The sequence below is a fragment of the Pseudomonas sp. BBP2017 genome, from assembly GCF_003024385.1.
GTDB lineage: Bacteria > Pseudomonadota > Gammaproteobacteria > Pseudomonadales > Pseudomonadaceae > Aquipseudomonas.
The window spans coordinates 255361-278770 of the sequence record NZ_PVZN01000004.1; the positions used below are offsets into that span (position 1 = coordinate 255361).

Consider the following 23410-nt stretch of genomic DNA (forward strand, 5'->3'; position numbering starts at 1 on the left):
CTACAGTAGGAGCCGGCCTTGCCAGCGATGGCGCACACAGCAAACTTTACGGACTTTTTACGAAGACTCGTACCGCATAAAGAGATACTGTCGGCGTTTTCAGCCCCTCCGTTCCGAGAAGTGCTACCGTGAGCCAAGCCGCATCTTCCGCCTCAGCCCATTCCCCCGTAAAGACTTCGTCATTTAGCCTGCTCATCGCTGCCGTCGGCGTGGTCTATGGCGACATTGGCACCAGCCCGCTGTACACCCTCAAGGAAGTCTTCGCCGGTCACTACGGTGTACAGGCCAACCATGACGGCGTGCTAGGCATTCTGTCGCTGGTGTTCTGGTCGTTGATCTGGGTGGTCACGATCAAGTACGTGCTGTTCGTGCTGCGTGCTGACAACCAGGGCGAGGGCGGCATCATGGCCCTTACCGCGTTGGCTCGGCGGGCAGCAGCACCTTATCCGCGTTTGAGTCAGGTACTGGTATTGCTCGGCCTGTTTGGCGCGGCGCTGTTCTACGGCGACAGTATGATTACCCCGGCAATCTCGGTGCTGTCGGCGGTGGAGGGCCTGCAGTTGGCATTTGATGGCATTGAGCATTGGGTGGTGCCGATCGCGGTAGTGGTGCTGGTGGCCCTGTTCCTGATCCAGAAACACGGTACCGCACGCATCGGCATCCTGTTCGGACCGGTCATGGTCCTGTGGTTCACTGTGCTGGGGGCACTGGGGGTGTATGGCATCATCCAGCGCCCGGAAGTGCTGCTGGCCCTCAATCCGGCCTGGGCGGTGCAGTTTTTCGTGGTGCACCCGGGTATCGGTGTGGCCATTCTTGGCGCCGTGGTCCTGGCCCTGACCGGTGCCGAAGCGCTGTATGCCGACATGGGCCACTTTGGCCGTAAACCGATTGCCCGCGCCTGGATCCTGCTGGTGTTGCCAGGGCTGGTGCTCAATTACTTCGGCCAGGGCGCGCTGATCCTCGATAACCCCGATGCAGTGCGTAACCCGTTCTATCTGCTGGCCCCGAACTGGGCCTTGCTGCCGATGGTCGGGCTTGCCACGCTGGCGACCATCATCGCCTCCCAGGCGGTGATCTCCGGGGCCTTCTCGCTGACCCGCCAGGCAATCCAGCTCGGCTATGTACCGCGTATGTTCATCCAGCACACCTCAAGCCAGGAACAAGGGCAGATCTACATCGCCACGGTGAATTGGGCGTTGATGGTCGGCGTGGTGCTGCTGGTGATCGGCTTCGAATCCTCCGGTGCCCTGGCGGCGGCCTATGGTGTCGCAGTCACCGGTACCATGTTGATCACCACCTTGCTCACGGCGGCGGTGGTGCTGCTGTTGTGGAAAACCCCGCGCTGGCTGGCAGTGCCGTTGTTGCTGGGTTTTCTGCTGGTCGATAGCCTGTACTTTGCCGCTAACGCGCCGAAGATTTTCCAGGGCGGGGCGTTTCCGGTAATCGCCGGTATCGCGCTGTTTATCCTCATGACCACCTGGAAGCGTGGGCGCAAGATCATCGTTGAGCGCCTGGACGAATCGGCCTTGCCACTGCCGTTGTTCATCAGCAGTATCCGCTCGCAGCCGCCGCACCGGGTGCAGGGCACAGCGGTGTTCCTCACCGCCCGGGCCGACGCCGTGCCGCATGCGTTGCTGCACAACTTGCTGCACAACCAGGTACTGCATGAGCGGGTGGTGCTGTTGACGGTGGTGTCCCAGGATCGTCCGCGGGTGCCGGTGTCCGAGCGTTTCGAGGTGCAGGACTTTGGTGATGGCTTCTACCGGGTCAACCTCAACTTCGGCTTTATCGAAGAGCCCGATGTGCCGGCAGCGTTGCAGCTTTGCCATGTACCGGCGCTGGACTTCAGCCCAATGGGGACAACCTATTTCCTCAGCCGCGAGACGGTGATCCCGACCAAACGCATCGGCATGGCGCGTTGGCGTGAAGGGCTGTTTGCGTTCTTGCTGAAAAACGCAAACAGCAACCTGAAGTACTTCAACCTGCCGCTCAACCGGGTGATCGAGCTGGGGACGCAGGTGGAGATGTGATTTATCGCGGGGCAAGCCCGCTCCCACCGGTCACTGTGGGAGCGGGCTTGCCCCGCGATTTTTTACACCGCTGTTTGCGCTCCCACCCCGGCAACCTGAGCATTACTGCGCACCAACCGGTGCATCAAGCTGGCAACCACAAAGCCAACCACCGCCAGCCCCATCATCGCCATGAACACATAGTTGTAACCCTGCTGCCCTGGGAAGTGATCAAGAATGGCGCCGTAACCCACATACGCAAACATGCCCGGTGCATAGCCGATCAGGCAGCCAATACCGAAGGCTGAGCCAGTAATGTGTGGCGCGATGCCCACTTCGCCCATAGGCGCCCAGAACACGCCGCGCATCGAGAACACAATAAAGGCGAAGGACAGCGTCGCCGCCATGCCCGCATAAATGTAACCGGGGCTCTTGGGCACCATGAGGATGATCACCATCATCGGCAATAGCGCCAGAAATGCCCATTTCAAGTAGCGGCTGGGGCTTTTGAACTGTTTGTCGGCAAGGAAACCACCGGCTGGACCGCCAAGAATCTTCAGCATGTACTGGTTGATGATGCCGTAGGCGCCAACCAGGGCAACCGGCAAACCATAGACTTCCTTGAGGTAGGGGATGAAGTAGGTCAGGCCGCAGTAAACGATGTAGACCATGAACACGTTGCAGCTGACCAGCCAGATCGCCGGCACCTTGATCGCTTCCATCAGGTTGGACAGCGGGTTTTTCTTCGCTGCGATGGTCGGTGCGCTCTGGGTGCCCTTGAGCAGGAACCAGGTCAGCACGCCTGCGGCGATGTCGATCACCGAGTAGAACACGATGGCAGCTTTCAGGCCCGCTTCGGCGGCGCCCATGACAATGAATACGCCGAGCGCCGAGAACGCTACCAGGGTGTCGATCACCCCTCGACCGCCTTCAAGCAAGCCGAACAGGCGCCCTTGTTCCTTGTCATTGCCCAACCCACGAATGGCCTTGAGCAGCGCCGGCCAGTAGATGCAGTCGGCACACACCGCCAGCAGGCAAAAGACGATCATCAAGCTGCTGAACGGCGGGAACGTCGCCAGATACAGGCCCAGCGCGCCGGTGCCGAGCAGGCCGACAGGGATCAGTTTACGGGTGTCGAAGCGGTCGGCAAGCAGGCCACCGACCACGAACAGGCCAGTGGCGATGATCGCGTTGGCGCTGAGCAGCAGGCCAATCTCGGTATGAGACAAGCCCATGAACGTCTGCATCGGTACGTAGAATGCGTCCTTGAGGTTGGCCAGCTTGTAGATGGTGCCGCCACCGAGGATCAGTATCAGGAATTTGAACCATTTGGCCTTGTCGTGTGCAGTCATTGTTATTCTCCAGGCGTAGTGGGGGGCGCGGTGTCAGGCGCGTGTGGCCAGGCTCAGTTCGGCCAGGGTGCGCAGTTCGGCGAGCAGGCCTTTGACATAGCTGACCTGGTTGTTCGCCCAGCGCTGTTCGCCGGCCAGCATCTGTTCAAGGGTGAAGCCTGCGGGCAGCGCTGTATCGCTCATTTCGCGGTAGGCGATAAAGGGGTCGGCAGGCTCGTTCGATTGACGGAACGCCGGGGCGATGTAGTGGTTTTCCTGTTCAAGGATGAAGGCGATGACCTGCGGACGCTGCTCGCCGAGCATCAACAGCTCGTACACCATGCGCGGGCTGGGCAGGTCGTCTTCGGCGCTGCCCTGGAGCACACCGTAATGGCCAAAGCCCTGTGCTTCGGGGACCACACGCACGCCTTTGAGGTGCACCTGGCGAATGTGTGGCGCGAGCTTGGCCAGCGCCTCTAACGGTTGTTCACAGGCATTGATCATGTTGCCGAAGTCGAACAGTGCATGCAGGCGCGGATGATTGGCCTGCTTGAGTAACTGGGCGATTTCAGCACTCTTGAGCTCTTCATGTTGCTCAAAGTCGAAGTACAGGTTGTGGATGTCAGCTTGTTGGCCGAGGTAGTGCAGGTCGCCGGCGATGGTGTCCATGACCTGCGACAGCGTGCCTTCGTAGCGCGAGTACACGCGGATGTTGCGGGTGCCGATGGCATTGGCCACGGCGATCACCGCATCAACGTCCGGTTTTAGCGTGCTGCTGATCTCCAGATGTACTTCAAGTTCGAGCTGCCGGGCTTTGTCAGCGAAGGCGCGCAATTGCTCGGCGTTCATCTGCGAGAGGCTGTTGTGCTCGCCGTCGAGCATGTGCAGGCTCAAGCCCTTGAGCTCATGGCGGTAGGCAAAGTCGAGCAGGTCGAAGGGCGTCAGGCGCCCGTGGGTGAGGTTGGTCAGTAACGGATAGGCATGGGCAAACAAACGAACCTGATCAATTCGCTCGATCAGGCGCAGGGCCAGGTCGCGGGTCAATAGCACCGGCGCTGCGGCGCCTTTGGTCTTGTTATCGAGCAACCGGGTGAAGCGTTCTTGGATAGCATTCATTCGAGTCGTTCCTGGTGCGGGCACCGGTTCTACCGGCACGCTCTTTATCGCGCCGCTGAGGAACGCTCGATAGATCCATTACGAAGCAAATGATAAGGCCACTGGCCGACGGCTACACAGGCTGTCCCATGGCCTCGAGTGCCTGCACCAGGGCTTCGACCTTGGCCTCAGCCAATTCCTGTGCGGTGCCGGCAAAGCCGATCAGCAGGGCAGGGGGCAGGTAGCGCTGCAGGCAGTAGTCACTCAAGGCGTAGGTGTGGACGCCGTGTTGGGCCAGTTGGCGGGCGATTTCCTGGTCGTCCAGGTGTTGTGGCAGCCAGGCGATCAGGTGCATGCCGGCTTCTACCGCAGCGATTGTGAAGAAGTGCCCGAGCCTGCGTTCAAGTACTTCCAGCAGACACAGCTGGCGAGCCTGATAAAGCGCACGCATGCGCCGGATATGACCGATGAAGTGACCTTCTGCCATGAAATCAGCGGTGACAGCCTGCAACAGGGTGGGGGGACTGCGGTCCATCACGGCGCGGATGGTGCAGAACGGCTCGACCAAGGCCTGTGGCAGAATCACATAGCCCAGGCGCAGCGACGGGAACAGCACTTTGCTGAAGGTGCCGACGTAGATCACCCGATCGCTCTGGTCCATGGCATACAGTGCCGGCAATTGCCGCCCGCTGTAGCGCAGCTCACTGTCGCAATCGTCTTCAATCACCCAACGCTGGTTGGCGGCGGCCCATTCGATCAGCTCCAGACGGCGAGCGTGGCTGAGGGTGACGCCCAGCGGGTGCTGGCGCGAGGGGGTCGTGAACACCAGGCGGGCGTTGGGGCTGTCGGCGATGCCTTGCTGCACATCGATGCCCTGGTCGTCGATACGTACCGGCACTACCTGGCAGCCGTGGGCCTGGAAGGCGATTCGTGCGGCGATATGGCCGGGATCTTCCATCCATACCGGGTCGTCTGGGTTGAGCAGCAGCATGGCCAGCAGGTTGAAGGCTTGTTGAGCGCCGGAGACGATCACCACCTGCCCGGCGCTGCAGTCGATACCGCGGGCATCGAACACATAGTCGGCAATGGCCTGACGCAGATCCTCCAGGCCCTGCAACTCGCCATAGCCGAGCATCGCCTTGCTCGGTTTTTGCACATGACGGCTGATCAGGCGCTTCCAGATATGCTGGGGAAAGGCTTCGAATGCGCCGTGGCTGGGCAGAAAGGAGGTTGGCGTGTCGGGGCTGCAGTGCGAGTAGGACACACCGCGAAAATGATGACTGCGCAACGACAGCATCGACTGGCTGAGGTCGGACAGCCGCGGCGCTGCAGGGGGTTGTTGCGTGGCTCCCTGGCCCGAGCGCTCCCATTCGTCACCGACATAGGTCCCGGCACCGGTACGCGACACCAGAAAGCCTTCGGCGATCAGTTGATCGAAGGCATTGAGCAGGGTAATACGCGAGAGGTTCAGCTCCTGGCTCAAGGTGCGCGTCGATGGCAGGCGTATGCCACCCTGCAGGCGTCCGGTGAGGATCTGTTTGCGGATCTGCAGGTAGAGTTGGCGATAAAGCGGGGTGGCACTGTCGCGATCCAGCTCAATACCTGACAGCAGCAAACCGGAGGGGGACTTCATGGGATGCTCGTTGGCAAGGTGAAAAAGGCCTGTTAATCGTACGAGAAACCCCGGCGGGCGGCCAGCACCGCGCGCTGTGTCATCAAATGAAAACACCTTGTCGTCCGATGAAAAGCACCCTCACCGCATAGCGCTTAGAGTCCAATCAACAAGAACAGACGCAACGCGTCCGAATGGATGATTGGAGTGACATGCATGGCCAAAGTCGTACGCTTCTATGAAACCGGTGGTCCCGAGGTATTGCGCTATGAAGACGCCGAGGTCGGCGAGCCCGGCCCGGGGCAAGTCCGTCTGCGCCAGGTTGCGGTTGGCCTGAACTACGCTGACACCTATTTCCGTAATGGTACTTATCCAGTTCCGATGCCCAACGGCATGGGCGTGGAAGCGGCCGGGGTGGTGCAAGCGGTAGGCGAGGGCGTGACCAACGTGGCGGTCGGCGATCGCGTGACCTACACCGGCTTTCTCAACACCCTGGGCGCTTATTGCACCGACCGTCTGATCGGCGCTGCGGCGCTGATCAAGCTGCCGGAAACCATCGCCTTTGAAACCGCAGCGGCGATGACCATGCGCGGCCTGACCTCGGCCTACCTGATGCGCCGCCTGTATGACTTCAAGGCCGGTGACACTATCTTGCTGCACGCTGCCGCCGGTGGTGTAGGCCTGATCGTTTCGCAGTGGGCGCGACTGCTCGGCGTAAACGTGATCGGCACCGTCTCCACCGAGGCCAAGGCAGAAGTGGCCAAGGCCCATGGCTGCACCCACACCATCAACTACAGCCATGAAGATGTGGCCAGGCGCGTACGCGAGCTGACTGATGGCGTGGGCGTCAATGTGGTGTTCGACAGCGTCGGCAAAAGCACCTTCATGGCCTCGCTGGACTCGCTCAAGCGCCGTGGCCTGATGGTCTGCGTCGGCACTGCGTCCGGCACCATCGCGCCGTTCGATCCGCAGATCCTGGCGATCAAGGGCTCGCTGCACCTGACCCGTCCGGCGCTGGCCGACTATATCGCCGACCCGGCGGAGAAGGCCGACCTTGCCGGTGAGCTGTTCGATCATGTCAGCAGCGGCCGCATCAAGATTGAAATCAACCAGCACTACGCCCTGCAGGATGCTGTCCAGGCGCACCGTGACCTGGAAGCACGCAAAACCACGGGTTCGTCGATCTTCGTCATCTGAAGAGGGCTGTAGCATGCACATCGAACAATTGACCTGCGCCATCGGCGCTGAGGTGTCCGGGGTTAGCCTGGCGGATGCAGTGCACGATGACGATCTGTTCGACCAGCTCCGTGCGCAATTGCTCAAGCACCGGGTGCTGTTTTTGCGCGACCAGAACATCAGCCGCGCCGAGCATGTGGCCTTTGCCCGGCGATTCGGCGAGCTGGAGGACCACCCGGTAGCAGGCAGCGACCCGGAGCACCCGGGTCTGGTGCAGATCTACAAGCGCCCGGAGCAACCTGCCGACCGCTACGAGAACGCCTGGCACACCGATGCCACCTGGCGCGAAGCACCGCCCATGGGGTGCGTGCTGCGCTGTGTGGAGTGCCCGCCGATAGGCGGCGACACCATGTGGGCGAACATGGTGCTGGCCTACCAGAACCTGTCGGATGAGGTGAAGCACAAGATCGAAGGCCTGCGCGCCCGGCATAGCATCGAAGCCAGCTTTGGCGCGGCGATGCCGATAGAAAAACGCCTGGCGCTCAAAGCCCAGTACCCCGATGCCGAACACCCGGTGGTGCGCACCCACCCGGAAACCGGGGAGCAGGTGTTGTTCGTCAATGCCTTTACCACCCATTTCACCAACTACCACACCCCGCAGCGGGTACGTTTCGGCCAGGACGCCAACCCCGGTGCAGGCGATCTGCTGCGCTATCTGATCAGCCAGGCATACCTGCCCGAATACCAGGTGCGCTGGCGCTGGAAGCCCAACAGCATCGCCATCTGGGACAACCGCAGCACCCAACACTATGCGGTCATGGACTACCCGGCCTGCCATCGCAAGATGGAGCGCGCAGGGATCAAGGGCGACCGAACCTACTAGGCATTAGCCATCCGCCGCACAGCGGACATAAGACAATAACAAGACCGAGGACGACAGCATGCAATTCTTCGACGATTCGTTGCACCCGGAAAACATGGAAAAGGTGGTAATCACCGTCGCCCCTTATGGCCCGGAATGGATGCCTGAGGACTTTCCCGAAGACATTCCGCTGACCATGGACGAACAGGTGCAGAAGGCTGTTGACTGCTATGAAGCGGGCGCCACCGTGCTCCACCTGCATGTGCGTGAACTCGATGGCAAAGGCTCCAAACGCCTGTCCAAGTTCAACGAACTGATCGCCGGCGTGCGCGAAGCTGTGCCGGACATGATTATCCAGGTAGGCGGCTCGATTTCCTTCGCCCCGGAAAGCGATGGCGAAGCGGCCAAATGGCTGTCTGACGATACCCGGCACATGCTCGCTGAGCTCACGCCCAAGCCTGACCAGGTCACCGTGGCGATCAACACCACGCAAATGAACATCATGGAGCTGCTGTATCCCGAATACCTGGAAGGCACCTCCCTGGCCAACCCGGCGATTCAGGCCGCCTACAGTGAAATGACCGTACCGGCCGGGCCTGCCTGGGTCCGCGAACACCTGCGCCGCCTGCAGGCGAGCAATATCCAGCCGCACTTCCAGCTGACCGGCATGCATGCCCTGGAAACCCTTGAGCGCATCGTGCGCCGCGGCGATTACATGGGCCCGCTGAACCTGACCTGGATCGGCATCGGTGGCGGTTTCGACGGCCCTAATCCGTTCAACTTCTTCAACTTCATTCACCGCGCGCCGGATGGCTGCACCTTGACCGCAGAATCGCTGCTCAAAAATGTGCTGCCGTTCAACACCATGGCCCTGGCCATGGGCCTGCATCCACGCTGCGGCAATGAAGACACCATCATCGACCACCACGGCAAGCGCTTCACCTCGGTGCAGCAGATCCAGCAGACCGTGCGGGTTGCCCATGAACTGGGCCGTGAGATTGCCAACGGTAAACAAGCCCGTGCCATCTACCGCATCGGCCAGCAGTACAGCAGCATCGAAGAAACACTCAAAGCCAACGGGATGGCGCCTAACCGCCTGCCGGGCCACAAGGGTGTACCACAGCGCGGCTGAGCGGATGGGGTCGGCCTGTGACGGCAGTGCCGACCCACCCCAGCCCACAGCGCTGTTCGTCAGGCTTTTGATAACAACAAGACTTACGCCAGACAACAGAGGAGGCAGCATGGCCGCCTATATCGCCAGCGCCGCAGATGATGGTGCCGACACTTCACGTGGCATTCCACGGCGTTATGCCTGGATTGTCTTCGCTTTGACCTTTGGCCTGCTGATTTCCGACTACATGTCGCGCCAGGTGCTCAATGCGGTATTCCCCCTGCTCAAGAGCGAATGGGCGCTGAGCGACAGCCAGCTCGGCCTGCTCAGCGGCATCGTTGCGCTGATGGTCGGGCTGCTGACCTTCCCGCTGTCATTGCTGGCCGACCGCTTTGGCCGGGTTAAAAGCCTGGTGCTGATGGCCGTGCTCTGGAGCCTGGCCACCCTCGGTTGTGCCCTGGCGGAAAACTACCAGCAGATGTTTATCGCCCGTTTTCTGGTGGGCGTCGGTGAAGCCGCCTATGGCAGCGTCGGCATCGCTGTGGTGGTCGCGGTGTTTCCACGCGACATGCGCGCAACCTTGGCCGGTGCCTTCATGGCCGGCGGCATGTTCGGCTCGGTGCTGGGCATGGCCCTGGGCGGGGTAATGGCCCAGTATCTGGGCTGGCGCTGGGCATTTGCCGGCATGGCGTTTTTCGGCCTGATGCTGGCCTTGCTGTACCCGTTGATCGTCAAGGAAGCGAGAATCGCCCCCAAACGCGCCCACATCACCCCGTGTAAAATTGCCCGACCGCTGCATACCTTGTATGGCAGTCGCTCGGTCATTGCCGCCTATGTTGCCAGCGGCCTGCAGTTGTTTGTGGGGGGCACGGTGATTGTGTGGATGCCCAGCTATCTCAACCGTTACTACGACATGGGGACCGACAAGGCCGGCGTTGTTGCGGCCATCATCGTGCTGTGCAGCGGCATTGGCATGATTCTCTGCGCCATGCTCTGTGACCGCCTGGGGCGCCAGCGCCCGGACCGCAAAATCAGCCTGGCGATTGCTTATTGCCTGGGCAGCTGCCTGCTGTTGTCACTGGCCTTTGCACTGCCTTCGGGCACGGTGCAGCTGGTGCTGATCTGCCTGGGGATGATGATTGCCGCTGGCACCAATGGCCCGTCCAGCGCCATGGTCGCCAACCTTACCCACTATTCGGTGCACGGCACCGCCTTTGCGACCCTGACCCTGGCCAACAACCTGCTGGGCCTGGCGACGGGGCCGCTGATTACTGGCCGAGTGTCTGATCTGATCGGCCTGCATGCGGCGTTCCAGTTGGTGCCGTTGATCAGCATTGGCGCGGCCGCCGTGTTCTTTATTGCCAAGCGTCATTACCACAGCGACATGGCCCGCCTGGAGGGCCTGCAGCAACCCGCGCCTGACGCCGAGCAGATTCAGGAGGTAAAACTGTGAAACCCGTGTTGTCCATTGATGTCTTTTTCGACTTTATCTGCCCGTGGTGCCTGATTGGCCAGCGACATTTGCAGGCGGCCCTTGAGCAGCTGCGTGCTGAGCAGCCCGACGTTGACGTCAGCCTGTGCTGGCGCGGTGTGCAACTGCTGCCAGACATGGCCAGGACTGGCCAACCGTTCGAGGCGTTCTACCGCAAGCGCCTGGGCAGTGATGAAGCCGTACGCCAGCGTCAGGCCCAGGTCCGTGCTGCAGCGGCGGACGCCGGGGCGAGTATCGATTTTTCCCGCATTAGCCGTATGCCCAACACCGCTGATGCCCACCGGTTGCTGCAGCGCGCTGTCGCGCTGGGTAAACCGGAGCAGGCCGAAGCCTTGTTGACGCGGTTGTTTGCGGCCTACTTCCAGCAAGGCAAGGACCTGGGTGACCCAGTCACCCTGATGCAAATTGCTCAGTCATGTGGCTTTAGTCCAGCACAGGTCGCCGACTGTTTGCGCGGTGATGCCAGCCCGTTCATCGCTGGCAACGACACTGGCGCCAGCGGTGTGCCGTGCTTTCGCATCAACCAGTTGCAGGTGGTCGGTGCCCAACCGGCTGAGGTGCTCCTGGCGAGTATGCGTGAGACGCTGGCAGAGGCGGCGCTGGTATGAGTTATCGCTACCCAGTGCCACAGGCCAAGGTGCCGGAACGCGGCGGTCGCGTACTGCTGGCGTTCGAGAACAAGAGCCTGGCCCTGTTCAACGTTGCCGATCAGTTCTACGCCATCGATGACAGCTGCCCGCATCAGGGTGCATCGCTGTGCGGCGGGCGCTTGGATGGGCGGGTGATCCAGTGTTGCGCGCATGGCCTGCGCTTCGACCTGGTCAGTGGTTATCTGCTCAATTCGACCCAGCTCAAGGTAGTCAGCTACCCAGTCGAACGTCAGGGCGAGCAGCTGTTTATCCTGATTGATTGCGAGGAGTCCGGCCAATGAGCGCGATGGCAATTGCCGCCGTTAACAATCGGGTGCGAGCGCTAGCGCCAGGATTTGTCGTGAGCCTGATTGCGGCGGGTGCGGCGAGTTTTCTCAGTGAGCATTACGATGCGCCGGTGATGTTGTTTGCCCTGTTGCTGGGCATGGCGTTGAACTTTCTCTCTGCTGATGGCAACTGCAAGGCCGGGATTGAATTCACCGCGCGCACGGTGCTGCGTATCGGTGTGGCGCTGCTGGGCATGCGTATTACCCTGGAGCAGATTGCCAGCCTTGGCTGGAAGCCGGTGGCGCTGGTGGTCATTATTGTGGTGGTGACCATTGGTGTGTCGATGGTGGTTGCCAAGGCGATGGGCTTCAATCGGCTGTTCGGCATGCTGACGGGCGGCGCGACGGCGATCTGTGGGGCGTCGGCGGCGTTGGCGCTGGCTGCGGCGTTGCCTGCGCACCGGCAAAAGGAGCATGCGACGCTGTTCACGGTGATCGGGGTGTCAGCGCTGTCGACCCTGGCGATGATCCTTTATCCGATGATTGCTGATGGGTTGCAGCTGTCACCGCCGCAAGCCGGGGTATTCCTGGGGGCCACTATTCATGATGTGGCGCAGGTGGTGGGGGCGGGGTATAGCATGTCCACCGAGACGGGGGACATTGCTACGGTGGTCAAGCTGATGCGGGTGGCGATGTTGCTGCCGGTGATCGTCTGCGCGGCGATGATTACCCGGCGGGCGGGGGATGATGCCTCCGGGCAGCGACCACCGCTATTGCCCTGGTTTGCGGTGGGGTTTGTGTTGCTGGCCTGTCTCAATAGTACGGGATGGGTGCCTGCTGTTGTCCAGGGCGGGGTTAATGATTTGTCGCGCTGGTGTCTGGTGGTGGCGATCAGTGCGCTGGGGATGAAGACGCAGCTCAAGGAGCTGGCCAAGGTTGGGTTCAAGCCCATTGCGTTGATGGTGGGGGAGACGGTGTTTCTGGTGCTGCTGGTGTTGGCGTTGATGCACTGGGGACTGTAGCTGTGGGTAGGAGCCGGCCTTGCCGGCTGGCTCCTGCTCCTTAGCGCGGATGTATACCATGCTGCACCCGCCAGGTAGCCGGTGGCATCCCAAACTGCGCAATAAACCAGCGAGTAAACGAACTGGGCATCGAATACCCCAACATATCCGCAATACGCCCCAACGAATAACTGGGATTCTCCAGATAGCGAATCACCAGATCCCGCCGCACGCCATTGATCAAATCACTAAAGGTCACCCCACATTCCTCCAGCCGCCGCTGCAAGGTACGCACATTCATCCCCTGGGTCTGCGCCACTTGCTCAATGGTGGCCCGGCCCATAGGCAACAACAAATAAATGGTCTTGCGCATCTCCAGCTCCAGCGACAACTTGCCTTCAGCCTGCAGCGTATCCAGATAACGCTGAGCCAGCCGCGCCATGGCCTCATTGGCCAATGGATTAGCCGCATCCAGATCGGCAGCCGGACAGACAATGCCATTGAACTCACTGCCAAATACCAGCTTGCAACCGAAAATCCGCCGGTGAATGGCAGGGTCAGCGGGAGCACTATGGGTGAAATTGGCACTGATTGGATGCCAGTGAGCACCCAATACCGCCGCACACAGGCGCCGCATGACACCAATGGCAAGCTCTGTCGCCTGACGACTGCCGCGCGCCAGGTCACTGACCACTTCTTCACGAATGATCACCGTTTTGCCCGCGTCTTCGATATGAATTGCCAGCGCATCGTTGAGCAAATGCCGGTACTGCACAATCACCTGCAAGGCATCACGCAGCGTGCGCTGATGACTGAGCAGCAAGCTGATCTCGCCAAAGTCCGACAACTGACGCAATTCGGCCATACGCAAGCCGAAGGTTTCACAGCCACTGACCCGCGCCGACTCTTCCAGCAGGGTAATCACGCTTGAGACCGCAAGGCGTTGGTTCGGATCATCCAGCAGCGCGGCACTCAGGCCGACCTGAGCCAGCAAGGCATGTGGATTGAGCCCCACGTGGCGCGACACTTCGAGGTAATTGGTCAAGCTTGCAGCACGGACGAGGGCGGTCATTTTATTGTTTTCCACGCATTCTCATTAGGCGTCCCGCTTCTGCGGCGGGTCGCTTTTTATAGCCTGTGTGTCATCAAATGAAAAGCCGTTTCCTGCCCCTTAACCTGGGCAGACTGTCGACTGTTCAAGCGTAGCGGACCGCTGCCCGTATCCGTGTCATCAAATGTGAAGTCACTGACGTTCAATGTAAAGCACCCAGGGGGAGGGGTGATTACTGTGACTCTCGAAGCGCTCGACTGACTTGCCGAGCTGACTGTCTTGAGCATAGGTGCTGACGTGGAAAGATTGCATACCGCCGCTACCGTCCTGATCGTCCCCGGCCTGCGCGACCATGTCGCCGAGCATTGGCAGACCCTGCTCCAGGCGCGCCTGGCCAACGTCCGCGCTGTACCACCCTTGCAGGTCAACGGCCTGGACTGCAACGCCCGGGTCGAAGCGATCCAGCGCGAGCTGGAACAGATCGACGGTGACGTCGTGCTGGTGGCGCACAGTGCCGGTGTATTGATGGTCGCCCATTGGGCCGCACGTTATAACCGGCCGATCAAAGGCGCGTTGCTCGCGGCACCACCGGACCTGAGCGCGCAATGGCCTGCGGCCTACCCTAGCCCGGACACCCTGCGCGCCAACGGCTGGGCGCCGCTGCCGATCACAGCATTGCCGTTCCCCAGCATTGTTGCCGCCAGCAGCAACGATCACCTGGCCAGCCTCGAGGCGGTTACCGCCATGGCCGAAGGCTGGGGCAGCAAGCTGGAATTGCTTGGCGCGGTCGGTCACTTGAACCCGGCTGCCGGATTCGGTCCTTGGCCTCAGGCCGAAACCCTCATTCAGATCCTCGACCGTTAAAACCCTGCAGTAATGCATGGACGCTTGACCAACGCCCGCACAAGTCGGGCGGCGATAACAAAAATAACAATACGTGGAGTCATCGTAATGCCAAAACACCGCACTCATTGCGCTGTGCCGTCGCAGCGCCGTCTGCTGGTCTGTGCCATCAGTTTGCTCGCTTTGCCTGGCGCTCAGGCGTTCGAAGTCGATACCGGTAACGAAGACTGGGCCGTGCGCCTGGACAACACCGTCAAGTACAATTACGGCGTACGCACCGAAAGCGCCGACAAACGCATGCTGGCAACGCCGAACAACAACGACGGCGATTACAACTTTCGCAAGGCCGGTACCAACATCACCAACCGCGTCGACTTGCTGACCGAGCTGGACGTGATCTACCAGGGCAACATGGGCTTTCGCGTCAGCGCCGCCAGCTGGTATGACAAGGCTTACGACAACACCGGTTCCAATTCCAACCCGTTCGTCAACGGCAATGGCGACAGTTCCGGCATCGTTCCGAGCCTCAACGGTTTGCCGGGCACCGGCACGCCGTTGGGCAGCCCGCACCTGAGCAACTATGCCCAACGCTATTACAGCGGCCCGTCTGGCGAAGTGCTCGATGCATTCGTGTTCATGAGCACTGAAGTTGGCGAGAGCTCGCAACTGAGCGGCAAGCTGGGCCAGCACAACCTGTTCTGGGGCGAGACCCTGCTCAATCCAGTGCACTCGCTCAGTTATGGTCAGTCCGGCCTCGACCTGGCCAAGCTGGCGGCGTCACCTGGTACTGAGGCCAAGGAGCTGTTCGTACCCCGCAATCAGCTGTCCACCTCGTTTTTGCTGAACCCGGAACTGACTATCGGCGCGCAGTACTTCTTCGACTGGGATGCCGCCCGGCTGCCGGAAGCGGGCACCTACTATGGCGGCTCCGATGTGGTGGGTGAGGGCGCCCAGAGTTTCCTCTTGGGTCACACCGGCACGCCCGGGCTGATCCCGGTGCGCGGTGCGCTGACCAGCATCCGCCGCGGTGAGGACCTGAACCCGGAGAAGCGTGGTGACTGGGGCGTGATGGCCAAGTGGTCGCCCGAATGGCTGGGCGGTACCTTGGGCTTCTACTACCGCAAAACTTCGGAAATCCTCCCGCAAGCCTGGCTCGATACCCGTGGCCTGACAGTGTCCCGTGGCCCGTTCGGTAATCCGCCAGCCGGTCTCCAGGGAGCAGTCGGCAACCTCTACAACTCGCTACAGAGCGCCACTTACCAGTTTGCCTACGCCGATAACATCGATGTCTATGGCCTGAGTCTGTCCAAAGACGTGGCCGGAATCAGTGTCGGCAGCGATCTGAATATCCGCCACAACATGCCGCTGGCGAGCATTCCGGCCATCGTCAGCGCGCCGGGCCAGGGCGGCTTGGGTGGTGGCTTTGGCCTGTTGCCTGCGCGCCTGCCCAGCAGTGGCGTGGTCTATGACGTACCCAGTGACGGCGACGGCCTGAGTGCCACCGGCCAGACCTTGCACTGGACGCTCAACGGCCTGATGACCATCGCCGATACGCCACTGTTCGACAGTGCGACCCTGTTGGGCGAGCTGTTCTACAGCAACTTGCTCAAGCTCGATGGTCACAACGAGGCGTTGTACAAGGGCAAGAGCAGCTACCGCGGGATCGATAAACCAACCCGTGACAACTGGGGCATTGCCGTCAACTTCACCCCGACCTGGTACCAGGTCATGCCTGGTGTCGACCTGAGCATGCCGCTGTCGGTCAACGTCGGTCTCGATGGCATTTCACCGGTGCAGGGCGGCGGCGCCGAGGATACCGGCAACTACGCGGTGGGCTTCAGCGCCGCGGTTTACAACCAGTATTTCGTCGACCTCAAGTACGTCGACAGCTTCGGCAAGTCGCAGTCGTGCAACAACGGCCAGACCGATGGCGCGACGCCCAACGCCCTGGACGGCGAGCAGGATTACACCTGCTACGGCGCAGGCTATGCCTCCTTCTCCGGCGGCGGCGCTACCACTGAGGACCGTGGCGCGCTGTACCTGACTGTCAAAACCACTTTTTGAGTTGCGTCTTCCTTCAGACATCACGCAGGAAAACAATAATCATGAACTACGTGCACACCCTGTTGGCCACCTGCCTGTCACTGGCAGCCATCAATTCCGCCCAGGCCGCTGTCTCCAGCGACCAGGCAGCCCGCCTCGGCGCCAGCCTGACCCGTATCGGTGCAGAAAGCGCCGCCAATGCCGACGGCTCCATTCCTGCCTATCAGGGCGGACTGGTTACCCCACCCGCCAGCTTCAAGAACGGCGAGAGCATGCGTCCCGACCCGTTTGCCAGCGAAAAACCGCTGCTGGTCATCAATGGCAAGAATGCTGATCAGTACAAAGGCCAGCTGACGGCCACCACCCAGGAGCTGCTAAAGCGCTTTCCGACATTCTCGGTTGATGTCTACCCGACCCATCGCACCGTGGCATTGCCTGCGCAGGTGCTGGACAACACCGCAAAAAATGCCGTCGGTGCGCACAGCAAGGAAGGCGGAACCGCGGTTGAAAACGTGCTGCCAGGGATTCCTTTCCCGATCCCGCAGACCGGTGCCGAGGCCATGTGGAACTTCCTCCTGCGCTACCAGGGCGTGAGCATGGCGGCCAAGTACGACTCATGGAACGTCGATTCCGCTGGCGTGCCGACCCTGTCCACCACAGGTCAGGCCAACATCAGTTACCCGATCTATGAGGACATGAGCAAAACCATCGGTTCCAAAGACACCTACTACCAGATGAAACTGGTGTACACCGCGCCAGCCCGGCGTGCCGGTGAAGCGATGATGCTGCGTGACGCCGCCAACCCGCTGGTGCAGCCACGTAGCGCCTGGCAGTACCTGCCGGGGCAGCGCCGGGTGAAGCTTGCGCCGAACCTGGCGTACGACACGCCCAACCCCGGTACCTCGGGTTCGGGTACCTATGATGACGTGTTCGTCTTCAACGGCGCCCTGGACCGTTACGACTGGAGCCTGGTGGGCAAACAGGAAATGTACGTGCCCTACAACACCTACAAGCTCACCTATAACACCGACATCAAGCAGCTCACCACACCCAACCATCTGGCGCCGCAGTTCGTGCGTTGGGAGAAGCACCGCGTGTGGGTTGTCGAGGGCAAGCTCAAAGATGGTGCCCGCCACATCTACCACAAACGCCGCTTCTACCTCGACGAGGACAGCTGGATCGCTCTGGCCTCCGATCAGTATGACGCCCGTGGTCAGCTGTATCGTGGCTCGTTCGCCTTCCTCAGCCAGAGCTATGACAAACACACCCCGGACGCTACGCCTTTCATGATCTACGACCTGATCGGCGGCACCTACAACCTCAATGGCGTGGTCGGCGCTTACGGCGGCATTCGTTACATCGAGCCGCTGTCCAAGACCCAGTGGTCGCCTGAGTCCCTGGCTGGCGCCGGCATTCGCTGAGCCCGCTTGCAAGGTAGGTACGGTCCGGCATCGCCCCTGGATGCCGGATTGTTTGTTGAGCAGCCTGCTGCGTGCAGCGGCGATCCGGAGGACCCGGTATGTATTTTCTCAAGCGCTGTACCGCGTTGCTGCTGACGTGGGCCGCCCTTCAAGGTGCGGCACAGGCCGCACCTTACATGGATGTGCTGGATCTGCCGGCCATGCCCAGCGCCTTGGCAACAGTCAGCCCGTTGCGTGATGTAACCAGCGTCGGTGCGCACCTGGTGGCTGTCGGCCCGCGTGGGCACATTCTGTACTCCGATGACAACGGCGGACATTGGCAACAGGCCAGCGTGCCGGCCAGTGCCGACCTCAATGCCGTGAATTTCCCCAGCGCCAAGCAGGGCTGGGCGGTAGGTAATGACGGCGTGATTCTGCACAGCCGCGATGGCGGTGTGAGCTGGCAAAAACAACTGGACGGACGCGTGCTGGGCGAACAGGTGCTGGCCTACTACCGCGCCCAGGCCCAGGCCGCACCGGAGGATGAGCGGTGGCCGGTGCTGATCGCGGAAGCTGAACGGCTGGTGCAAGAAGGCGCCGACAAACCGTTTCTGGATGTCTGGTTCGCTGACGAACAAAACGGTTTCGCTGTCGGTGTCTTCAATCTGCTGCTGCACACCCGTGATGGCGGTCAGCACTGGACGCCTTGGCTGGAGCGCAGCGACAACCCGCAAGGCCTGCACCTGACTAGCCTGGTCAGCGTCGACGGTGCGCTGTACATCACCGGCGAGCAGGGCTTGCTGCTCAAGCTCGACGCCGATGGCCAGCACTTCACCCGCCTGAACACGCCTTACAGCGGTACGTTCTTTGGTGCCGTCGGCAAGCCGGGGGTGCTCCTGGTCTATGGCTTGCGTGGCCATGTGCTGCGCAGCAGCGATGGCGGCCAGCACTGGCAGCCGGTGAACACCGGCCTTGCCAACAGCATCACTGCGGCCAGCCTGGACAGTGCCGGGCAGCTGTGGCTGCTGAGCCAAGCCGGGCATGTACTGCTCAGCCGCGACGACGGCGTCAGTTTCACCCAGGTCAGGCAAACGGCACGAACACCGATAAGTGCGGTGGCATTCGATGCCGCGAAGCAGTTGGTGTTGGTGGGTGAACGTGGTGTACGCACGCTTGCCGTCGAATAACTGCCGTCCCCATAACAAGAGAAAAGCCTGATGGCCAACATCCAACAAGACACCTTGCCGGTGATCCGCACCCTCGGTGAATTCGACACCCGCTCCGGCAACTGGCTGGAACGTCTGGTGTTCAATCATCGACTGCCGTTCATGTTGATGATGCTGCTGACAACCCTGGTGCTAGGGTTCATGGCCGTAACTCGCCTGGAGCTGCGGCCCAGCTTCGAAAAGATGATTCCGCAGAGTCACCCCTATATCCAGAACTACCTGGACAACCGTCAGTCGTTGCGCGGCCTGGGTAACTCACTGCGCGTGGTGGTGGAAAACACCCGGGGCGATATCTTCGACCCGGCTTACTTGCAGACCCTGCGGCAAATCAACGATGAGCTGTTCCTCAGCCAGGGCGTCGACCGCGCCTGGATGAAGTCCCTGTGGAGCCCGGCGGTACGCTGGACCGAAGTCACTGAAGAGGGCTTTCAGGGCGGACCGGTCATGCCCGACAGCTATCAGGGTTCGGCGGCCGACATCGAGCAGCTGCGCCAGAACATCGAGCGTGCGAATATTGTCGGCAGTCTGGTCGCCCGCGACTTCAAGTCAAGCATGCTGATCGTGCCGCTGCTGGACCAGGACTCGGCGACTGGCCGTGGTATTGACTATCACGCGTTTTCGCAAAAGCTTGAACAGCTGCGCAGCCAGTACGAAGCGCAGGGCCCTTACAAGATTCATGTGATCGGCTTTGCCAAGCTGATGGGCGACCTGATCGACGGACTGATCCAGGTCATGCTGTTCTTTGCCCTGGCGGTGCTGACCACGCTGCTGATCATCTACCTCTATACCCGCTGTGTGCGCAGTACGTTGCTGGTGGTGCTGTGTTCGTTGACGGCGGTGATCTGGCAACTGGGCATCGTGGCCTGGCTGGGCTATGCCATCGACCCTTATTCGATCCTGGTGCCGTTCCTGATTTTCGCTATCGGCGTGTCTCACGCTGCACAGAAAATGAACGGCATCATGCAGGACATTGGCCGCGGCACCCATCGCCAGGTGGCTGCACGCTACACCTTCCGCCGCTTGTTCGTGGCCGGTGTCACCGCGCTGCTCGCCGATGCGGTGGGTTTCGCCGTGCTGATGCTGATCGACATCCCGGTGATCAAGGACCTGGCAATCACCGCGAGTATCGGCGTGGCGGTGTTGATCTTCACCTCGTTGTTGCTGATGCCGGTGGCGCTGTCCTATGTCGGTGTCGGTCGCAAAGCCGCCGAGCGCGCTTTGCGCATTGACTCACGGGCCGCCGAACACCGTGGCTTTGGCAAGCTCTGGGACCTGCTCGATCGTTTTACCACGCGTAAATGGGCGACGGCGACCTTGCTGGTAGCCGCGGTCCTGGGAGCAGGGGGCTTTGCCCTCAGCCTGCAATTGAAGATCGGCGATCTCGACAGTGGTGCCCCGGAGCTGCACGCCGATTCACGTTATAACCGCGACAATGCCTACATCACCGGCCATTACGCGTTGTCCAGCGACACCTTCGCGGTGATGATCAAGACCGCCCCAGAAGGTTGCCTGCGCTACCAGACCCTGGTGCTCGCCGACCGCCTGGCCTGGGAGCTGCAACAACACGCCGGCGTCCAGACCACGCTGTCGTTGACCAACGCGGTGCGCCAGATCACCGCCGGCACCTACGAAGGCAACCCCAAACTCAGCAGCATCCAGCGCAACCAGGATGTGCTCAATTACGCGGCACAACAGGCGTCGGTCAATGCGCCGGAGCTGTTCAACAACGACTGCTCGCTGATGCCGGTGATCGCCTACCTCAAGGACCACAAGGCCGACACTCTGGACGAAGTGGTCGCGCTGGCTGAGCGCTTTGCCCAGGCCAACAGCAGTGACGAGCGCCAGTTCCTCCTGGCTGCTGGCAGTGCCGGTATTGAGGCGGCGACCAACATCGTCGTGCGTGATGCCAACCGTACCATGCTGTTGCTGGTGTACCTGGCGGTCACGCTGTTCTGCCTGATTACCTTCCGCAGCTGGCGCGCAACTCTGGTAGCGGTGTTGCCGCTGGTACTCACCTCGGTGCTGTGTGAAGCGCTGATGGTGATGATGGGCATCGGCGTGAAGGTCGCCACCTTGCCGGTAATCGCCCTGGGCGTGGGCATCGGCGTGGACTATGCGCTGTACCTGCTCAGCGTCCAGCTGCACTACCAGCGCAAAGGCATGCCGCTGTCCGAGGCCTATGAGAATGCCGTGGCCTTCACCGGCCGGGTCGTCGGTCTGGTCGGTATCACCCTGGCGGCCGGCGTGGTGGGCTGGGCCTGGTCGCCGATCAAGTTCCAGGCCGACATGGGCATCCTGCTGACCTTCATGTTCCTTTGGAACATGCTCGGTGCGCTGATCCTGATCCCGGCCCTGTCGTACTTCCTCCTGCCTGGCAACAAGGCCCAGGTTACCGTGCTCGGCACCGTCGCTGACGACCGGCTAAAACACACCACCCAAGAAGTCGAGTGTTCGCAAAATGTCTGATTACCTTCCACCTTTGCGCGATATGGATTTTTTATTCAACGAGGTCTTCGACATTCCGGCCATCTGGTCTCGGATACCGGCACTGGCCGCGCAAGTCGATGCCGACACCGTCAAGGCGATTCTCGAACAGGCTGGCAAGCTCATCGCCCAGGTGGTGGCACCGCTGAACCGCAGCGGCGACGAGCAAGGCTGCCGCTGGGAGGAAGGACGGGTAAGCACACCGGATGGCTTCACCGAAGCCTATCGCCGTTATGCCGAGGATGGCTGGGTGGGTGTGGCGGGCGCGGTGGAATATGGTGGCATGGGCATGCCCAAAGTGATTGGCGCTCAGATCGAGGAAATGCTCAACGCCGCCAACCTGTCCTTTGGCCTGTACCCGATGCTGACCGCCGGGGCCTGCCTGTCGCTGCTCAATCACGCCAGCGATGCGCTCAAAGCCCAGTACCTGCCGGCCCTGTACGAAGGGCGCTGGAGCGGCTCGATGTGCCTGACCGAACCCCATGCAGGCACCGACCTCGGTCTGATCCGCACCCGCGCCGAGCCTCAGGCCGATGGCAGCTACCGCATCAGCGGCACCAAGATATTCATCACCGGTGGTGAGCAGGACCTGACGGACAACATCATCCACCTGGTGCTGGCCAAGCTGCCGGATGCGCCGCAGGGCGCCAAGGGCATCTCGCTGTTCCTGGTGCCCAAGGTGCTGGTCGAGGCGGACGGCTCGCTGGGTGAAGCCAATGCGCTCGGTTGCGGTTCGATCGAACACAAGATGGGCATCAAGGCTTCGGCCACCTGCGTGATGAACTTCGATGGCGCCGTCGGTTACCTGGTCGGCGACCTGAACAAGGGCCTGAACGCCATGTTCACCATGATGAACTACGAACGCCTGGGCGTCGGCATCCAGGGCCTGGCCTTGGGTGAGCGCTCTTATCAGAATGCTATCGAATATGCCCGCGAGCGCCTGCAAAGCCGCGCCGTGACGGGCCCGGTGGCGACCGAACAGCCTGCCGACCCGATCATCGTGCACCCAGACGTGCGGCGCATGCTGCTGACCATGAAAGCCCTGAACGAAGGCGGGCGGGCGTTTTCCACTTATGTTGCGCTACAACTGGACCTGGCCAAGTACAGCCAGGCCCCTGCCGAACGCAGCCGTGCCGAAGCACAAGTGGCGTTGTTGACGCCAGTGGCCAAGGCGTTCCTGACCGACATGGGCCTGGAAACCACCGTCCACGGCCAGCAGGTGTTCGGCGGCCACGGATATATCCGCGAATGGGGCCAGGAGCAGTTGATTCGCGATTGCCGCATCACCCAGATCTACGAAGGCACCAATGGTATTCAGGCCATGGACCTGGTGGGCCGCAAACTGGTCGCCGACGGTGGCCGCACTTACGCCTTGCTCAGCGCACAGATCAAAGCATTCGCCGAATCGCTCGCTGTCTCGCGTAGCGAGTTCAGTGCGCCGCTGCTGGGCGCTGTCGCAAACCTGGACGAGCTGACCGCCTGGGTGCTGGACCGTGCGCAAGGTAACGCACAGGAAATCGGTGCGGCGGCGGTGGAGTATCTGCATGTGTTCGGCTACACGCTGTACGCCTACCTGTGGGCGCAGATGGCCGATGTCGCCCTGGAGCAAGAACAGCAATCAGGGTTCTACGCCAGCAAACTGGGCACTGCCCGGTTCTATTTCGCACGTCTGTTGCCGCGCATCCAGTCGCTCAGCGCCACTGTCAAAGCCGGCAGTGCCAGCCTGTTTCTGCTCGACGCCGATCAACTGTGAAGGAC

The 23410-nt window shown here is 61.2% G+C and carries 18 protein-coding genes; 14 read left to right on the top strand and 4 right to left on the bottom strand.

The window, feature by feature from the left end; all coding sequences use genetic code 11:
- Positions 1–128 precede the first annotated feature (128 nt).
- On the top strand, positions 129–2030 hold the full coding sequence (locus C6382_RS08320; protein ID WP_107024031.1) for a potassium transporter Kup: 1902 nt from the start codon (positions 129–131) through the stop codon (positions 2028–2030).
- Positions 2031–2092: 62 nt separating this feature from the next.
- Here the strand turns inward: C6382_RS08320 and C6382_RS08325 are convergent, their stop codons facing one another.
- The 3 genes from C6382_RS08325 to C6382_RS08335 form a co-directional block, all read right to left on the bottom strand.
- Entirely contained in the window at positions 2093–3361 is a 1269-nt protein-coding gene (locus C6382_RS08325) for an MFS transporter (protein ID WP_107024032.1), read from the bottom strand.
- Positions 3362–3394: 33 nt separating this feature from the next.
- Positions 3395–4456, bottom strand: a complete 1062-nt coding sequence (locus tag C6382_RS08330) for a sugar phosphate isomerase/epimerase (protein WP_107024033.1) — start codon at positions 4454–4456, stop codon at positions 3395–3397.
- A 112-nt stretch (positions 4457–4568) separates the two neighbouring features.
- Complete coding sequence (locus C6382_RS08335) at positions 4569–6068, bottom strand: PLP-dependent aminotransferase family protein (protein ID WP_107024034.1); 1500 nt, start codon at positions 6066–6068, stop codon at positions 4569–4571.
- 195 nt (positions 6069–6263) lie between these two features.
- Here C6382_RS08335 and C6382_RS08340 point away from each other — a divergent pair, with 195 nt between their 5' ends.
- The 7 genes from C6382_RS08340 to C6382_RS08370 all read left to right on the top strand — a co-directional run bounded on the left by C6382_RS08340 (position 6264) and on the right by C6382_RS08370 (position 12626).
- Complete coding sequence (locus tag C6382_RS08340) at positions 6264–7244, top strand: quinone oxidoreductase (RefSeq protein WP_107024035.1); 981 nt, start codon at positions 6264–6266, stop codon at positions 7242–7244.
- A 13-nt stretch (positions 7245–7257) separates the two neighbouring features.
- Positions 7258–8106: a TauD/TfdA family dioxygenase gene (locus tag C6382_RS08345; protein ID WP_107024036.1), complete on the top strand. Its 849-nt coding sequence runs from the start codon at positions 7258–7260 to the stop codon at positions 8104–8106.
- A 58-nt stretch (positions 8107–8164) separates the two neighbouring features.
- Positions 8165–9217: a 3-keto-5-aminohexanoate cleavage protein gene (locus C6382_RS08350; protein WP_107024037.1), complete on the top strand. Its 1053-nt coding sequence runs from the start codon at positions 8165–8167 to the stop codon at positions 9215–9217.
- 109 nt (positions 9218–9326) lie between these two features.
- On the top strand, positions 9327–10649 hold the full coding sequence (locus tag C6382_RS08355; protein WP_107024038.1) for an MFS transporter: 1323 nt from the start codon (positions 9327–9329) through the stop codon (positions 10647–10649).
- Positions 10646–11296, top strand: coding sequence for a DsbA family oxidoreductase (locus C6382_RS08360; RefSeq protein WP_107024039.1), 651 nt, complete (start codon positions 10646–10648; stop codon positions 11294–11296). The genes C6382_RS08355 and C6382_RS08360 overlap by 4 nt, the downstream gene beginning before the upstream one ends.
- A complete protein-coding gene (locus C6382_RS08365) occupies positions 11293–11619 on the top strand; it encodes a Rieske 2Fe-2S domain-containing protein (RefSeq protein WP_107024040.1) in 327 nt (108 codons plus the stop codon). The genes C6382_RS08360 and C6382_RS08365 overlap by 4 nt, the downstream gene beginning before the upstream one ends.
- A complete protein-coding gene (locus tag C6382_RS08370; RefSeq protein ID WP_107024041.1) occupies positions 11616–12626 on the top strand; it encodes a YeiH family protein in 1011 nt (336 codons plus the stop codon). Before C6382_RS08365 ends, C6382_RS08370 begins: the two co-directional genes overlap by 4 nt.
- A gap of 40 nt (positions 12627–12666) precedes the next feature.
- On the opposite strand, the gene C6382_RS08375 is transcribed toward C6382_RS08370, so the two are convergent.
- Positions 12667–13677: an AraC family transcriptional regulator gene (locus tag C6382_RS08375; protein ID WP_107024093.1), complete on the bottom strand. Its 1011-nt coding sequence runs from the start codon at positions 13675–13677 to the stop codon at positions 12667–12669.
- Between the two features lie 276 nt (positions 13678–13953).
- Between C6382_RS08375 and C6382_RS08380 the strand changes: the two genes are divergently transcribed.
- The 6 genes from C6382_RS08380 to C6382_RS08405 all read left to right on the top strand — a co-directional run bounded on the left by C6382_RS08380 (position 13954) and on the right by C6382_RS08405 (position 23405).
- Positions 13954–14520: an alpha/beta hydrolase gene (locus C6382_RS08380; protein ID WP_107024042.1), complete on the top strand. Its 567-nt coding sequence runs from the start codon at positions 13954–13956 to the stop codon at positions 14518–14520.
- Positions 14521–14607: 87 nt separating this feature from the next.
- A complete protein-coding gene (locus C6382_RS08385; RefSeq protein WP_107024043.1) occupies positions 14608–16563 on the top strand; it encodes a DUF1302 domain-containing protein in 1956 nt (651 codons plus the stop codon).
- Between the two features lie 41 nt (positions 16564–16604).
- Complete coding sequence (locus C6382_RS08390) at positions 16605–17963, top strand: DUF1329 domain-containing protein (protein ID WP_107024044.1); 1359 nt, start codon at positions 16605–16607, stop codon at positions 17961–17963.
- Between the two features lie 98 nt (positions 17964–18061).
- Positions 18062–19129, top strand: coding sequence for a YCF48-related protein (locus C6382_RS08395; RefSeq protein ID WP_107024045.1), 1068 nt, complete (start codon positions 18062–18064; stop codon positions 19127–19129).
- A 30-nt stretch (positions 19130–19159) separates the two neighbouring features.
- Entirely contained in the window at positions 19160–21634 is a 2475-nt protein-coding gene (locus tag C6382_RS08400; RefSeq protein ID WP_218276248.1) for an RND family transporter, read from the top strand.
- Positions 21627–23405, top strand: coding sequence for an acyl-CoA dehydrogenase C-terminal domain-containing protein (locus C6382_RS08405; RefSeq protein ID WP_107024046.1), 1779 nt, complete (start codon positions 21627–21629; stop codon positions 23403–23405). The genes C6382_RS08400 and C6382_RS08405 overlap by 8 nt, the downstream gene beginning before the upstream one ends.
- Positions 23406–23410 lie beyond the last annotated feature (5 nt).

Bases quoted from the DNA above. Each gene is read 5' to 3' on its own strand.
- C6382_RS08395 (WP_107024045.1), top strand. From the start codon at position 18,062: ATGTATTTTCTCAAGCGCTGTACCGCGTTGCTGCTGACGTGGGCCGCC.
- C6382_RS08405 (WP_107024046.1), top strand. From the start codon at position 21,627: ATGTCTGATTACCTTCCACCTTTGCGCGATATGGATTTTTTATTCAAC.
- C6382_RS08390 (WP_107024044.1), top strand. From the start codon at position 16,605: ATGAACTACGTGCACACCCTGTTGGCCACCTGCCTGTCACTGGCAGCC.
- C6382_RS08370 (WP_107024041.1), top strand. From the start codon at position 11,616: ATGAGCGCGATGGCAATTGCCGCCGTTAACAATCGGGTGCGAGCGCTA.
- C6382_RS08375 (WP_107024093.1), bottom strand. From the start codon at position 13,677: ATGACCGCCCTCGTCCGTGCTGCAAGCTTGACCAATTACCTCGAAGTG.
- C6382_RS08385 (WP_107024043.1), top strand. From the start codon at position 14,608: ATGCCAAAACACCGCACTCATTGCGCTGTGCCGTCGCAGCGCCGTCTG.
- C6382_RS08355 (WP_107024038.1), top strand. From the start codon at position 9,327: ATGGCCGCCTATATCGCCAGCGCCGCAGATGATGGTGCCGACACTTCA.
- C6382_RS08345 (WP_107024036.1), top strand. From the start codon at position 7,258: ATGCACATCGAACAATTGACCTGCGCCATCGGCGCTGAGGTGTCCGGG.
- C6382_RS08330 (WP_107024033.1), bottom strand. From the start codon at position 4,456: ATGAATGCTATCCAAGAACGCTTCACCCGGTTGCTCGATAACAAGACC.
- C6382_RS08340 (WP_107024035.1), top strand. From the start codon at position 6,264: ATGGCCAAAGTCGTACGCTTCTATGAAACCGGTGGTCCCGAGGTATTG.
- C6382_RS08335 (WP_107024034.1), bottom strand. From the start codon at position 6,068: ATGAAGTCCCCCTCCGGTTTGCTGCTGTCAGGTATTGAGCTGGATCGC.
- C6382_RS08325 (WP_107024032.1), bottom strand. From the start codon at position 3,361: ATGACTGCACACGACAAGGCCAAATGGTTCAAATTCCTGATACTGATC.
- C6382_RS08365 (WP_107024040.1), top strand. From the start codon at position 11,293: ATGAGTTATCGCTACCCAGTGCCACAGGCCAAGGTGCCGGAACGCGGC.
- C6382_RS08350 (WP_107024037.1), top strand. From the start codon at position 8,165: ATGCAATTCTTCGACGATTCGTTGCACCCGGAAAACATGGAAAAGGTG.
- C6382_RS08400 (WP_218276248.1), top strand. From the start codon at position 19,160: ATGGCCAACATCCAACAAGACACCTTGCCGGTGATCCGCACCCTCGGT.